This window comes from Cryobacterium sp. TMT1-19, assembly GCF_004403055.1.
In the GTDB taxonomy this organism is placed as follows: Bacteria; Actinomycetota; Actinomycetes; order Actinomycetales; family Microbacteriaceae; genus Cryobacterium; species Cryobacterium sandaracinum.
Genome location: NZ_SOHB01000001.1, coordinates 1 through 14,354 on the forward strand (window position 1 = coordinate 1; position 14,354 = coordinate 14,354).

General features: G+C 68.8%; 10 protein-coding genes, 2 pseudogenes and 1 riboswitch. Of the genes and pseudogenes, 5 read left to right on the forward strand and 7 right to left on the reverse strand.

Features of this window, described 5'->3' with window-relative positions:
* Window positions 1-176: 176 nt before the first annotated feature.
* Complete coding sequence (locus tag E3T40_RS00005) at window positions 177-2,444, reverse strand: ABC transporter ATP-binding protein (protein WP_134542364.1); 2,268 nt, start codon at window positions 2,442-2,444, stop codon at window positions 177-179.
* Window positions 2,445-2,589: 145 nt separating this feature from the next.
* On the opposite strand from E3T40_RS00005, the pseudogene E3T40_RS00010 reads away from it, so the two are divergent.
* Window positions 2,590-2,766, forward strand: a pseudogene (locus tag E3T40_RS00010) (ATP-binding cassette domain-containing protein); the annotation flags it as partial.
* A 121-nt stretch (window positions 2,767-2,887) separates the two neighbouring features.
* Here the strand turns inward: E3T40_RS00010 and E3T40_RS00015 are convergent.
* The 6 genes and pseudogenes from E3T40_RS00015 to E3T40_RS00040 all read right to left on the reverse strand — a co-directional run bounded on the left by E3T40_RS00015 (window position 2,888) and on the right by E3T40_RS00040 (window position 8,549).
* A pseudogene (locus E3T40_RS00015) lies at window positions 2,888-3,985 on the reverse strand (MFS transporter).
* An 84-nt stretch (window positions 3,986-4,069) separates the two neighbouring features.
* The gene (gene ribH / locus E3T40_RS00020; RefSeq protein WP_104100365.1) at window positions 4,070-4,540 is read right to left on the reverse strand and encodes a 6,7-dimethyl-8-ribityllumazine synthase; all 471 of its coding nucleotides are present in this window, start codon (window positions 4,538-4,540) and stop codon (window positions 4,070-4,072) included.
* Window positions 4,537-5,799 carry a 3,4-dihydroxy-2-butanone-4-phosphate synthase gene (gene ribB, locus E3T40_RS00025; RefSeq protein WP_134542342.1) on the reverse strand — a complete coding sequence of 421 codons (1,263 nt, stop codon included), beginning with the start codon at window positions 5,797-5,799 and terminating at the stop codon, window positions 4,537-4,539. The genes ribH and ribB overlap by 4 nt, the downstream gene beginning before the upstream one ends.
* Window positions 5,796-6,428 carry a riboflavin synthase gene (locus E3T40_RS00030; RefSeq protein WP_134542343.1) on the reverse strand — a complete coding sequence of 211 codons (633 nt, stop codon included), beginning with the start codon at window positions 6,426-6,428 and terminating at the stop codon, window positions 5,796-5,798. Before E3T40_RS00030 ends, ribB begins: the two co-directional genes overlap by 4 nt.
* 7 nt (window positions 6,429-6,435) lie before the next feature.
* Complete coding sequence (ribD, locus tag E3T40_RS00035) at window positions 6,436-7,452, reverse strand: bifunctional diaminohydroxyphosphoribosylaminopyrimidine deaminase/5-amino-6-(5-phosphoribosylamino)uracil reductase RibD (RefSeq protein WP_104194183.1); 1,017 nt, start codon at window positions 7,450-7,452, stop codon at window positions 6,436-6,438.
* A gap of 98 nt (window positions 7,453-7,550) precedes the next feature.
* Window positions 7,551-7,682: riboswitch (FMN riboswitch) on the reverse strand.
* A gap of 81 nt (window positions 7,683-7,763) precedes the next feature.
* A complete protein-coding gene (locus tag E3T40_RS00040) occupies window positions 7,764-8,549 on the reverse strand; it encodes an IclR family transcriptional regulator (RefSeq protein ID WP_104171359.1) in 786 nt (261 codons plus the stop codon).
* A gap of 208 nt (window positions 8,550-8,757) precedes the next feature.
* Between E3T40_RS00040 and dhaK the strand changes: the two genes are divergently transcribed.
* From dhaK to E3T40_RS00060, 4 genes are all read left to right on the forward strand, one after another.
* Complete coding sequence (dhaK, locus tag E3T40_RS00045; RefSeq protein WP_104171360.1) at window positions 8,758-9,756, forward strand: dihydroxyacetone kinase subunit DhaK; 999 nt, start codon at window positions 8,758-8,760, stop codon at window positions 9,754-9,756.
* Window positions 9,757-9,760: 4 nt separating this feature from the next.
* A complete protein-coding gene (gene dhaL, locus E3T40_RS00050) occupies window positions 9,761-10,405 on the forward strand; it encodes a dihydroxyacetone kinase subunit DhaL (RefSeq protein WP_104171361.1) in 645 nt (214 codons plus the stop codon).
* A 3-nt stretch (window positions 10,406-10,408) separates the two neighbouring features.
* Window positions 10,409-12,859 (forward strand): phosphoenolpyruvate--protein phosphotransferase, encoded by a 2,451-nt coding sequence (gene ptsP / locus E3T40_RS00055; RefSeq protein WP_134542344.1) that lies wholly within the window; start codon window positions 10,409-10,411, stop codon window positions 12,857-12,859.
* Window positions 12,860-13,197: 338 nt separating this feature from the next.
* Window positions 13,198-14,343 carry a glycerol dehydrogenase gene (locus E3T40_RS00060; protein ID WP_104171363.1) on the forward strand — a complete coding sequence of 382 codons (1,146 nt, stop codon included), beginning with the start codon at window positions 13,198-13,200 and terminating at the stop codon, window positions 14,341-14,343.
* Window positions 14,344-14,354 lie beyond the last annotated feature (11 nt).

A 14,354-nucleotide genomic window follows, 5' to 3' on the forward strand; every position in this document is an offset into this window, starting at 1 on the left:
ACGCCCTCATCGCCCTCGCCATGCTCAGCCTCGGCGGCCACAAACCCGCACTCCCCGGCCGGGATTAACCCACGGTTACGACAGGAGAGCCGAGATTTTGGCTAGATCGGGTGTTTCAGGCCCAAAACTGGCGGTTTAGACTAAAAACTCCGTCGAATTGGTTCGGGCAGCCCAGACTAAACGAGCAGCTGGTGCTTGGCGAGCTCGCGGTAGAGCGGCGTCGAGGCGACCAGCTCGGAGTGCGTGCCGGTGCCGATGACCTGGCCGTGGTCGAGCACCACGATCTGGTCGGAGTCGACCACGGTCGACAAGCGGTGCGCGATCACGATCAGGGTACGGTCCACGGCGACCGCGTCGATCGCGGCCCGCATCTTCTGCTCGTTGACGCCGTCGAGACTCGAGGTGGACTCGTCCAGCAGCAGGATGGGCGGCGCGGCCAGCAGGGCGCGCGCGATCGCCAGCCGCTGGCGTTCGCCGCCGGAGAGCATCACGCCGGACTCGCCGACCGCCGCGCCCAGCCCGGCCGGGTCGCGCTCGAGCACCTCGGAGAGGTTCACGGCGTGCAGCACGGCGATGCACTCCTCGTCGGTGGCGTCGGGCGTGGACAGGGTCAGGTTGTCCCTCAGCGAACCGGCCAGAACGGGGGCGTCCTGTTCGACGTAGCCGATCTGCGAGCGCAGCGCGGTGCGGTCGAGGGTGCGGATGTCCAGTCCCCCCATGCGCACAACGCCCCCGGTCGGGTCGTAGAAGCGCTCGATCAGGGCCAGGATGGTGCTCTTGCCGGCACCGGACGGGCCGACCAGGGCGGTGCGCTTGCCGCGCGGGGCGTCGAAGGAGACGCCGCGGAGCACCGGGCGGGGCTTGCCGGCGGCGTCGGCGCCGCTGCGCTCGGTCGCCCGTTCGGTCGCCTGCTCGGCAGCACGGTCGGCCGCGGCCGCGGCGGCGCGGTCAGCGGCCGCGAGATCTGCCTCGACGAGGTCGGGTTCGGCCAGCACGGCCTCCATCACGGCCGGAACCACGATGGCGGTCTCGAGCACGAACGGAGCCGCGACGGCGGTCTCGATCATCGCGTTCTCGGCGGCGACGAGCTCGGCGTCGGAAGCCGTGTGAGCGGAACGCCCGGCACCGGAAAGAGCGGCGGCATCCGCCGACGCGGCCGCAGCAGAGCCGATAGCCCCCGCACCGGCTGCGGCGCCGGCAACACGGCCGACACCGGCAGCACCGGCAGCACCGGCCTGCGACCCGGCCTGCGACCCGGCCTGCGACCCTGCCTCCGACCCTGCCTCCGACCCTGCCTCCGACCCTGCCTCCGACCCTGCCTCCGCACCCGCGGCATCCGTCGCTGCCGAGGCGACCAGGTAGCCGAACTGCACGTTCTCGAACGAGATCGCCGGGGCATCCGGCCGCACCGACTCGTTGGCGGCGCCGACCGTGATGGCCAGAGGGGCGATGTCGCGGTCGAACTGGTCCTCGGTGGGCAGGTCGATGATCTCCTGGATGCGGCCGAGGGCGCCGAGCGCGGCGTTCACGGAGGTGATGGCGCCGAACGCCTGGCCGAGCGGCACGATCATCAGAAACAGGAACAGGATGAACGCGATCAGGTCCGCGATCGTGATGGTGCCGCTGGCCACGCGGAAGCCCCCCACGCCCAGCACGACCAGGAACGACACCTGCATGGCGATGCCGGCGATCGGCACGACGAGGGCCGAGATCCTCGCGACCTGGATGCCCATCCGCCAGGCGCCCTTGGCGTCCTCCTCGACGGCGGCGATCTCCCGGTCGGTGGCGTTCGAGGCGCGCACGGTGCGCACCGCGCTGATGGCGCGCTCGACACTGGCGGCGAGGTCGCCGACCTTGGCCTGCGCGGCGAGGCTGGCGGCACGGATGCGCTGCGACAGCAGTGTGACGGTGACCACCGACACGGCGATCACCAGTACCGTCAGGCCGAGCAGCACCGGATCGATCACGAGCATGGCGATGAGCGCGCCGACGAACGTGAGCGAGCCGCCGATCGCTTCGACCAAACCCTGGGTGAGCACGGCCCGCAGCAGCGTGGTGTCCGACCCCACCCGGGAGACCAGGTCGCCGGTGCGGCGGGTGTCGAATTCGCTGATCGGAAGGCGGAGCATCCGCCCGATCAGTTTGCGGCGACTGGAGAGCACGACGCCCTCACCGGTGCGCTGCAGCAGATAGTGCTGGTAGCCGCTGATCAGGGCGGAGACGACGACGAGTGCGACCAGCGCCCACACCAGGCTGCCGAGCGCGTCACCCTCCTGCACGATGGTGATGACCTGGCTGACCAGGAGCGGCTGGGCGAGGCTGGCGAGGGCGCCGAGGATGCTGAGTACGACGACGAAGCCGAGCACCTTCTTGTGCTCGAGCAGATACGGGACCAACTGGCTGAACGTCGCGCGGGGTCCGCCGGCATCGTCGCGGCGCCCCATCCGGCCGAGGCGACCGCGACCGGCCGTGCGGCCGGCCGTACTGGTGGGCGGGCGGGCGGCGGAACGGGGGTTGCTGGGGGTACTCACTGAATGAGCTTAACCGCATCCCGCTTGGGATGGGCCCGGCGGTCTCCAGTAGGGAACCGTGCCGGAGCCCGTCGTCGTGGCCCGGAATCTCGTCACGAGGCACCAGGATTTCGCCGCCGTGGACGGCATCTCCTTCGAGGTGGCGCCCGGCGAATCCTTCGGACTGCTCGGCCCGAACGGGGCCGGCAAGACCACCACCATGCGCAGGCTGGGCGCCGTCTCGACCCGCACCGGCGAGACCTATGATCCTGCTCGGCCTGGCCTTCACGACCCGGCGCCTGCGCATCCTGTTCCTCGACTGACCCGGGTCTCGACAGGCTCGACCACCGGTGGTCGAGAGCCGGCCGAGAGCCAGGTCAGTGCTCGATGTCGATGTCGCGGGTCTCGCGGCTCAGCAGCAGGGCGACCAGGGTGATCACGGCCATCACCGAGAGGTAGACGCCGACCCAGAACGGGCTGCCCTCGCCGAGGGTCCACAGCCAGATCGCGATGAACGGAGCCACCGCCGCCCCGAGGATCGAGCTCATGTTGTACGCGAAAGCGGAGCCGGTGTAGCGCACGCTGGTCGGGAACAGCTCGGGCAGCAGCGCGCCCATCGGCCCGAAGTTCATGCCCAGCAGCGGCACGAAGAGCAGGCCGAATCCGATGATCGCCAGGGTCACGAAGATCAGGGTCTTGCGGCGCCCGTGCCTGTCGGCCTAGGGGCCGGAGGCCAACGTGAATATGCCGAAGACCAGCACGTAAGTGGCCAGCATGATGAAGGTGCCGAGGATCAGCTGGCGCCAGTGCGACCGGAACACGGCCGCGAGCGGCAGCTTCTCCACCCGCTTGGTGGCGACGACCTGTGTGAAGGCGTCGGATTCGACCAGGCGCAGGCGGACCCAGAGGCCGACGACGGCCATCACCGCGGAGAAGAGGAACGGGATGCGCCACGCCCACTCGAGGAACGCGTCCGAGGGGCGGGTCGGGTCGTCAGCGGGTCGGGTCGTCACCGGGCAGGGCCAGTGTGATGGCCAGGAACAGGCCGTTGGCGATAATGAAGCCGAGCGGGGCGCCGACCTGCGGGAACGTGCCGTACCAGGCGCGCTTGCCGACCGGGGCGTTCTCGGTCGCGACCAGCGCGGCGCCGGACCACTCCCCGCCGAGTGCGAAGCCCTGGGCGAGGCGCAGGACCACGAGCAGGGCCGGCGCGAGCCAGCCGATCATGGCGTAGGTGGGCAGCAACCCGATCAGGAAGGTCGCGATGCCCATGGTCAGCAGTGCCCCGACGAGAGTGGCCTTGCGGCCCCTCTTGTCGCCGAAGTGGCCGAAGACCAGCGCGCCGATGGGGCGGGCCACCATGGCCGCGCCGAAGACGGCGAACGACGCCAGCTGCGCCGTGGTCTCGTTTCCGGTCGAGAGAACAGGTGCGGGAAGTCGAGAAGGGCGGCCGTTTGTGACAGCCGCCCTTGCACCCTACGTCCGGAGTCTTGGCTCCGCTAATCCTCGGCTCACGCTCCGGTAACGATACGGATGCCGCCGCGCACCATGGTCGTGTCTTACTCGCGCAGCTTCTGCAGCAGCTGAGCGGTCGCGATGGCCGCCGCGGCCGCCTCTTCGCCCTTGTCCTCCTTCGATCCGGGCAGGCCCGCCCGGTCCAGGCCCTGCTGCTCGTCGTCGAGGGTGAGCACGCCGAAACCCACCGGCTTGCCGGTGTCCAGCGCCACCCGTGTGAGGCCATCCGTTGCCGCCGACGACACGTACTCGAAGTGCGGGGTGCCGCCACGAATGATCACGCCGAGCGCGACAACCGCGTCGGCGCCGTTGTCGAGGGCCACCTTGCACGCAACCGGCAGCTCGAAGCTGCCGGGAACCCGCACGAGCGAGTAGCGGGCACCGGATGCCTCGAGCACCCGGGTCGCACCGGCGATCAGCCCGTCGGTGATCACGTCATGCCAGCGTCCGGCGACGATCACGATGTCCAGCCCGGTTCCGTCGATCTCGATCTCCGGGGAGCCTGCTCCGCTCATAGTGCGATTCCTTTCAGCATGTCTGCTTCTGTGATGTGGTGGCCCATCCGGTCGCGCTTGACGGCCAGGTAGTCCTGATTGTGCGTGCCGACGCCGACGACGAGCGGCACTCGCTCGGTCACGGTGATGCCGTGCGCCTCGAGCTGGCGCACCTTCTCCGGGTTGTTGGTCAGCAGCCGCACGGCGGACAGGCCCAGGTCGTGCAGGATGGCCGTGGCGGCGCCGTAGTCTCGGGAGTCGGCGGGAAGGCCCAGCGCCACGTTGGCGTCGAAGGTGTCCAGGCCGTCCTCCTGCAGCTTGTAGGCGCGCAGCTTGTTGACCAGCCCGATGCCGCGGCCCTCCTGGCCGCGCAGGTAGACGACGACGCCGCCGAGCTCCTGAATGGTCTCCAGGGCGGCATCCAGTTGAGGCCCGCACTCGCATTTGAGCGAGCCGAACGCCTCACCGGTGAGACACTCGGAGTGCACTCGCACGATCGCGCCGTCGGCGGGGGTGCCGGAGACGATGGCCACGTGGTCGGCGCCGGTCATCCGGTCCCGGTAGGCGCGCACCTGGAAGTAGCCGTGCCGGGTGGGCACCGTGGTCTCCACCTCGAAGTCCACCCGCGGCGATTCGAGGATCGGGCTGACTGTGGGCAGCTCGGTGTCGGTGTGGAACTCCTGCAGGTAGGCGATCAGGTCCTTGATGGTGATCACCAGCACGCCCTCGCGCTCGCCGAGGGCGAGGAGCCCGGGCAGGCGCATCATCTCGCCGTCTTCGGCGACGATCTCGCAAATTCCGGCGACCGGTACGAGGCCGGCCAGTTTCATCAGGTCGACGGCCGCCTCCGTGTGGCCGTCCCGCTCGCGCACACCGCCATCCCTCGCGCGCAGCGGCATGATGTGGCCGGGCCGGTGCAGGCTGGACGGCGTCGAGGCCGGATCGGCCAGCACGCGCAGGGTGTGCGCGCGGTCGGCCGCGCTGATCCCGGTGCTGAGCCGGTCGGCCGCGTCGACCGACACCGTGTAGTTCGTGCCGCGGGGGTCCTCATTGTTCGGCACCATCACCGGCAGATCGAGCTTGTCGGCTAGGTCGTTGGTCATCGGCGCGCAGATGAAGCCGGAGGAGTACCGCACGGTCCAGGCGATCCACTCCTGCGTGGCCATCTGGGCGGAGATGATCACATCGCCCTCATTCTCACGGCCCTCGTCGTCGGCGACGATGACCGGTTTCCCGAGCCGGAGGGCATCCAGCGCGGTAGGAATGTCGGCGAGGCTCATGAGTGGCTCCTTTTCGATCCGGCGTCCGCCAGGGAGAGCATGCGCTCCACGTGGCGGGCCAGGATGTCGGTTTCGATGTTGACGTGATCGCCGATCGTGCGCTGTCCCAGCGTCGTAACGGTGAGGGTTTCGGGGATGAGAGAGACTTCGAACCACTGGTCCGGTTCGCTCGCCGGGCTGATGTTGCTGACGGTCAGCGAGACGCCGTCCACGGCGATGGAGCCCTTGCCCACCACGAGCGGGGCGAGTTCGGCGGAGAGGCTGAACCGCAGCACCCGCCAGGCCTCACCGGGGGTGACGGCCAGCAGGGTGCTGGTGCCGTCGATGTGGCCCTGCACGATGTGGCCGCCCAGGCGGTCGCCGACGAGGGCGGCGCGCTCGAGGTTGACCGGGCTGCCGGCGCGGGCGGCATCGAGGGTGGACATGAGGAGGGTCTGGGCCATCACGTCGGCGGTGAAGGTGTCGCCGGTCTGCTCCACCACGGTGAGGCAGACGCCGTTGACCGCGATCGAGTCGCCGTGGCCGGCGTCGGCTACGACTCTCGGGCCGCGGATGGTGAGGCGGGCGGCATCCGTGGATCGCTCCACCTTCTCGACCTGGCCGAGTTCCTCGATGATTCCGGTGAACATGATTGTCCTATCTCGGCCGGGCGACGACGAGGAGGTCGTCGCCGAGTCGGTCGTAATGGTCGATGGCCAGGCGGCGCTGGTCGGTGATGCCGGCCACCCCGATGTCGCCCAGGGCGAGCCGGGCGCCGCCGAGCAGCGTTGGCGCTAGGTACACGAGGTACTCGTCGACCAGCCCGGCCGCGACGAACGCACTGGCGAGAGTGGGCCCACCCTCGATGAAGGCGTGACGGATGCCGCGCCGGTGCAGGTCGTGCAGCACGGCCAGCAGATCGTCGGTGGCGAAGAAGAGGGGCGGATGCGGGTGGGCGCGGAGGGCGGCGTCGTTGGGGATGCCGCGGGTGCCGATCACGACCGGCACCGGCTGCGTGGGCAGAAGCTTTCCAGCGGCGTCGCGGGCGGTCAGGGCAGGGTCGTCGGCGAGCGCGGTGCCGGTACCGACGAGGATGGCGCCGGCTGCCGCGCGCCGCCGGTGCACGTCCTGCCGGGCCTCCGGTCCGGTGATCCAGCGGCTGGTCCCGTCGTCGGCCGCCGCGCGCCCGTCGAGGCTCGACGCCCACTTGAGCGTCACGAAGGGGCGCCCGAGACGGGCGGCGACGAGCCAGTCGGCGAGGAATCGTTCGACCTCGTCGACGAGCAGCCCGCCGGTGACGTCGATTCCGGCGCCGTGGAGCCGGTCGGCCCCGCCGGAGGAGCCGACGCCGGGGTCGGCGACGGCGTAGACGACCCGGCGGACGCCGGCGTCGATCAGGGCGAGCGAGCAGGGGCCGGTGCGGCCGGTGTGGTTGCAGGGTTCGAGGGTGACGACGGCGGTGGCACCGCGGGCGGCGCCGGCGGCGAGTCGGCTCAGGGCGACAACCTCGGCGTGGGGGGTTCCGGCGCCGAGATGCCAGCCTTCGGCCAGGACCTGCCCGGAATCGTCGAGGAGAACACAGCCGACGCGGGGGTTCGGGCCTGTGGCCGGCCCATTCGCGGCCAGCGCGAGCGCACGCCGCATGATGGCTTCGAGCGCCGCTTGTTCCGTCATTCCCGTCCTGTCCGTTGGTGCAACGAACTCCGGGTTTGCGGTGCGGCGAACACCATGTGGGTTGCGAAACCCGCCGACCGACCGGAATGGTCCATCGACTCGTGCGCCTCTCATCCGGACTTTAACCGTCGGTGCTGGAATTTCACCAGCTCAACCGTTCCGCTTTGGGAGCGGCACGGGTCGCGGACTTTCACCGCCGGTTCGGACTTACACCGACCCCGGAGCACGTTTCATATAACTACTACTAGTTATATCCCAACGCGTCGGCCACAGAAAAATTCCCGTTCGAGAGTGCGGCCTGCGATGGGCGCTCACGACTGCGGATGCGCGGCGACGGCCGGTTGGGGGGCCCGCGGCGGCCAGGTGCTGGCGCCGAGTTCCCGGGAGATGTTCCGGGCCGTCTCACGCAATCCGTTCAGCACGCTGGAGTCGGGAGGCCACTCGCTCGACGGTACGACAACGGCGACCGCGGCTATGACATTGCCGCGGGTGTCGACCACGGGCGCCGCGATCGACGACTCGCCCAGCACGGCCTCGTCCTCTTCGGTGGCGATGCCGTTGCTCACGATCGACACGAATTGGATGGCCAGCTGAGCCGGGTCGGTGATCGTGGCGCCGGTGAGACTGCGCAGGGGCATCCCCAGCAGTCCGGAGGCGTATTCCGGACTGTATGCGAGGAGAACCTTGCCCATTGCCGAGGCGTGGGCCGGGATGGACAGGCCCGTTTCGGGCATCTGCTGGCTGCCGTCAGGCCGCTGGTTGTGGTGAATGATGATGACCTCGTCGAACAATTGCACCCCCAGACGTGTGGACAGTCCGGTTCTGCGCGCGAGTTCGAGGGTCCAGCGCATGGCCCGCGCGCGCACGTCGAGCGTGTCGAGGTAGACATTCGAGAGTTTGAGCAGGGCCGGACCGAGCATGTACCGGGTGCCGCCAGGCTCCTGCGCGACAAGACCGTGGCCCTGCAGCGATTTGACGATGCCGTGCACGGTCGAGACCGGCAGCCAGAGTTCGGTGGCGAGTTCGGTGATGCCGAGGTGGCGTGCGCCCTGCAACGTCGACAGCACTTTCGCCGCACGATCGATGGCTTGAATCACAGCTGCACCTCCGGTTGATTCCTTAAGTATGCCGCGTCACCAACGCGTCTTCATGCAACGTGTTGACATCGGCCCACTCTCTGGAGGATATTCGACATTATCGAATTGCGTTCTGTATTTCTTTGAGTCGCGAGGGAACGTGTCTCGCGGATCCAGCTCGAAAAGTTCAACGGAGAGCAAACATGAAGATAATCCTGGAGGTCTCAACATGAAGAAACTAATCAATTCCCCGGAGACGGTTCTCGCCGATTCCCTCATCGGCGTGGCGGCCGCACACCCGGAACTTCGCGTCGACCACGTCAACCGCATCATCTACCGGACAGACCCGACCAGAGCAGGCAAAGTCGCCCTGCTCTCTGGTGGGGGAACCGGCCATGAGCCGCTCCACGGCGGTTTCGTCGGTGTGGGAATGCTTGACGCGGCCTGCGCCGGGGCGGTCTTCACCTCGCCGACACCCGACCAGATGCTCGAAGCCACGAAAGTCGTGGACAGCGGAGCGGGCGTGCTGCACATCGTCAAGAACTACACGGGCGACGTGATGAACTTCGAAATGGGCGCGGAACTGGCCGCGGCTGAGACCGGGATCGAGGTTGCCGTCGTGGTCGTCAACGACGACGTCGCGGTCGAGGATTCCACCTTCACCGCAGGCCGCCGGGGCGTCGGCACCACTGTCCTGCTCGAGAAGATCGCGGGTGCGGCAGCCGAGGAAGGCCGCGACCTCGCGGCCGTCACCGCGGTGGCCCGCCAGGTCAATGAGTCCGGCCGTTCCATGGGCGTGGCCCTCAGCAGCTGCACGGTTCCCGCGGCCGGGAAACCGACCTTCGAACTTGCCGAAGGCGAGATGGAGATCGGCGTGGGCATTCACGGGGAGCCGGGCCGCCGCCGCGTGCCGCTGGCCGGGGCCGCCGAGGTTGCCCGTCTGCTCGTCGAGCCGATCCTCGCCGACCTGGACTTCACCGGCGCCCCGACGATCGTGATGGTGAATGGGCTGGGCGGAACCCCGTTGATCGAGCTCTATGTCATGTATGCCGAAGTCAGGAAGATCCTCGACGCCGCCGGCATCACGGTTGCCCGCTCCCTCGTGGGCAACTACATCACCGCGCTGGACATGGCGGGCTGCTCCGTCACGATCCTCAAGGCCGACGAGGACCTGCTTCATCTGTGGGATGCGCCGGTGAACACCCCCGGGCTGCGCTGGGGAATCTAGCACCATGACGAATGACACGATCAGCCTTGACCAGCTCACCGGCTGGCTCACCCGTTTTCGCGACTTGGTGACCGAGCAGGTCTCGTACCTCACCGAACTGGATTCGGCCATCGGCGACGCGGACCACGGCTCGAACATGACCCGCGGCATGGGTGCGGTCCTCGAGAAAATCCAGGCCTCACCGGTCGTGGCCGTCGACGAACTGTTCAAGGGCGTGGGCATGACCCTGGTGACGTCCGTGGGTGGTGCCAGCGGCCCCCTGTACGGCACCTTCTTCCTGCGGATCGGTACCTCGGCAGGACCGGTCAGCACCCTGGACGCGCCCGGCCTGGCGGCCGCGCTTCGTGCAGGGCTGGGCGGCGTCGTTGCCCGCGGCAAGGCCGAGGCCGGGGATAAGACCATGTTCGACGTCCTCGCTCCCGCGCTCGACGCGTTCGACGCCGACCTCGTCGTTTTCTCCGATATCTCCTCGGCGGCCCGTGCTGCCTACTCCGCTGCACAAGCGGGGCGGGATGCTACCGCACCCCTGATCGCCCGCAAGGGCAGGGCCAGTTACCTGGGGGAACGCAGCATCGGCCACATCGACCCGGGAGCCGCGTCGACGTCGCTGCTTTTCCAGGCTCTGGCCGAGATCCTCGACAAGGAGTAGATCGTGATCGGAATCGTAGTGGTATCGCACAGCCCCCGGCTCGCGCAGGCAGCAGTGGACCTCGCAGTGGAAATGGTCGGGGTCAACGGCCCGGCCATTGCGATCGCAGCCGGTGCCGGCGCAGGAGTGATCGGAACGGACGCGTCCAAAGTCGCCGAGGCCATCGCCGAGGTTTCCTCTCCCGAGGGCGTGCTCGTGATGATGGATCTGGGATCGGCTGTGATGAGCGCGGAAATGGCGCTGGAGTTCTCGGACGACCCCGACCTGCCCGTCCGGCTCAGCAGCGGTCCCTTCGTAGAGGGCCTGATGGCCGCAGTGGTGCGCGCGGCGGGTGGCGCCACCCTTGACGAAGTGGAACGTGAGGCCCGAGGTGCTCTTCGCGCCAAGCAGAGTCACCTGGGCGACGAGGACCCGGCCGGCCTGCCGGTCGACTCCGGCCCGGCGGCGGAACACACGATCGAGGTGACGTTGCTGAACCCCGACGGCCTGCACGCGAGACCGGTCTCGATGCTCGTCACCGCCATCAGCGCCTTTGAGGCGACGGTGACGGTCGCCAACCTCCGCACCGGCCGGCCCCCGGTGCCGGCTAACAGCCCGACTGCCCTGTTGATCGTCGGCGCCCGGAAGGGCGACACGATCTCCGTCGCGGCGGCCGGGCGGCAGGCTGTGGAGGCGCTCGAGGCCGTGAGCGAACTGGTCGGGAAGGGCTTCGGCGAGCTCGCGGCCGCCCACGCTCCCGCGCCCAGGCCGGCATGTTCCGCGTCGCGGCCGCAGGCGCGGCCGCAGGGCGGGGCGCCGTCGAGCGGGCCTCTGGGCGTGAGCCCCGGCTTCGCCGTCGGTCCGATCGTGCGGATGCAGGAACCGGTGGACGAGCCGGGGCCGGCAGTCGCACTCCCCCTGCGCGAGCGGGCGGCGGCCGGGGAGAGGATCGTGGCCGCCGCGGCATCCGTAGCCCTGGCCCTGCGGGACAAGGCGGCCCGGGTGTCGGGAGCGGCGCGTGGGATCCTGGAGGCAACGGCGCTGATGGCGGCGGATCCCGGGCTGATCGATGCTGCCGTTTCCCGAGTGACCGGGCAGGGCCACACTCCGGAGCGTGCCGTCTGGGCGGCTGTGGGCGAGGTCACAGCGGTTTTTAAGGAGCAAGGTGGGCTCCTCGCCGAACGTGTCTCGGACCTGCACGACGTGCGCAACCGCATCGTGTCCGAGTTGCTCGGCCGACCGGCACCGGGCCTGCCGTATCGTGTGGAGCCGTATGTGCTCGTGGCCCGGGACCTGGCCCCCGCCGACACGGCGCTGATCGACCCCACGGTGTGTCGGGCGATCGTCACCGTCGAGGGCGGGCCCACCTCCCATACGGCCATTCTCGCGCGGGCGCTTGGCTTGCCTGCCGTGGTGGCGGCCCGCGATGCGATGGACCTGCCCGAGGGAAGCGTGGTGATCGTTGACGGCACGACCGGTGAGATCGTCGTGGCCCCCACCGACGAACAAGTGTTGCGAGCCGAGGAACAGATCCGCCGGGTGATCACCTTCGACGGTGCGGGAAGGACCAGGGACGGGCACCGCGTGCAGCTCCTCGCGAACGTGGCTTCGCCTGACAGCGTTGCCGCCGCGATCGAGGCGAATGCCGAGGGTGTCGGCCTCTTCCGCACCGAATTCTGCTTCCTCGACCACGCCGAGGCTCCGGGACTCGACGAACAGGTCGCCGCGTACCGCCAGGTGTTCGCCGGATTCCCCGGGAAGAAGGTCACTATCCGAACGCTGGATGCGGGAGCCGACAAGCCGCTGGCCTTCGTCACGGCGGCCGACGAAGTCAACCCTGCCCTGGGCATCCGGGGGTATCGCACAGCGTGGCAGCGGCCGGAACTGCTGGACACTCAGCTGCAGGCCATCGCAGCGGCGGCCGCCGCGGAAGACGCCGACGTCGGCGTCATGGCGCCGATGATCGCGACCGTCGACGAGTCCGTGGACTTCGCGGCCCGCTGTGCCGCGCACGGCCTGCACAACGTGGGCGTGATGATCGAGACACCCGCTGCCGCTATCACGGCGGGCCCCATCCTCGAACGGGTGGACTTCGCGAGTCTGGGGACCAACGACCTCGCCCAGTACACCATGGCGGCCGATCGGCTGATGGGGGAGCTCGCCCTGCTCAACGACCCCTGGCAGCCGGCGGTCCTGCGGATGATCCGGGAGGCCTGCCAGGCCGGTCTGGCGGCAGGCAAGCCGGTCGGGGTCTGCGGTGAGGCCGCGGCAGATCCGATGCTTGCCGCCATCTTGGTGGGGCTCGGGGCGACCAGCCTGTCGATGTCCCCGCGAGCCCTGGGCGGCGTGGCCGAGTTCCTACGCGGCGTGACGGTGGACCAGTGCCGGGATGCCGCACTCGCCGCGGTCGCCGCCGGCAGCGCCGACGCGGCGCGATCCGCCGCCGCGCTCCTGCTGGAGCCGACACGGGCGTAGCTGCCGGTGTCGGCCCCTCCCGGGCGTCCGATCTGCACAGATGTGCAACGCTGGCTTTCAGAAACAGCGACGTATTTTCTGTAAATCCTGAATAGCATTCAAAAAATTGGCCAAAAGCGCGTGTTGGTGCGTCAGATCCGATCTCTGAGCCGTGACATCAGACTGGGCGAATGTGCCGGAAACCGCTCGGAGGGTGCGCTCGCACGGTCGCCCGCTGCAGGGCAGCCGATGTCGGTCGAATCGGCGGGCGTAATGTGAAATCTGTGCCCCGGAAGACCGGTTCACCGCCACCGTCCCACAAAGATGTAGACGCAGTTCGACCAGGAAGAAGTTCCACGATGACCACTTCAATCCGCACAGTCATGAGCCCCGGACGTTACGTCCAAGGCAAGGGAGCGATCGATCGCCTCGGCGAATTCGTATCCCAGATCGGCTCCGCCCCCCTGATCGTCGCTGATGACGTCGTGTGGGGTTTCGCAGGGCAGCAGGTCTCGGCGAGCTTCGCTGCTGCCGGCCTCCGCGTCGAACGGGTCGAATTCGACCGCTTTGCGACTGCGTCCGCGGTCGACGCGCTGGTCGAGAAGATCCGCGTAACCACGGCCGACGTGATCATCGGCGTGGGCGGCGGAAGCACGATCGACTCGGCCAAGGCCGCCGGCTTCCTGGCTGGAATTCGTTGGGTCAGCGTGCCCACCGTGGCGTCGACCGACGCTCCCACCTCCGCACTCTCGGTGATCTACACGGAGGAGGGCGAGTTTGTCGAATACCGTTTCTTCCCGCGCAACCCCGACCTCGTGCTGATCGACACCCAGATCGTGGCCAACGCGCCGGTCGAGTTCCTCATCGCCGGAGTCGGCGACGCGCTGGCGACCTGGCTCGAAGCCCGGGCCACGGCGGCTGCCCATGCGACCACGATGGCCGGGGGGCTGCCGACCCAGACCGGCACCGCGCTGGCCAAGTTGTCGTGGGACGTCATCTGGGAGAACGCCCTTCCGGCCCTCGATGCCGTGCGTGACAACCTGGTCACACCTGCTCTCGAGAAGCTGGTGGAGGCGAACACGCTCCTGTCCGGACTCGGTTTCGAGTCGGGCGGTCTGGCCGCCGCCCACGCCATCCACAACGGCCTGACCGCGGCCCCGCAGACCCACGGTCTCACCCACGGTCAGAAGGTGAACATCGGTTCCCTGACCCAGCTGGTCCTCGAGGGCGCGCCACGGACCGAGGTGGAAGACTTCATCGAGTTCACCACTCTCGTTGGATTGCCCACCACGCTGACCGAGATCGGTCTCAGCCTGGACGACGAGAAGGAGCTGAGGGCCATCGCCACGGCGTCAACCCTGCCGGGTGAGACGATCCACAACATGCCGTTCGTGGTCACTGCCGACGACGTCTTCGACGCCCTCAAGTCGATCGAGCGGCTCTCGCGCTCCGTGCGCGTGGCACGCGGCCTGCCTGCCCCCGTCAAGTACGTGCAGAAGCACTGACTTGTCGGCCC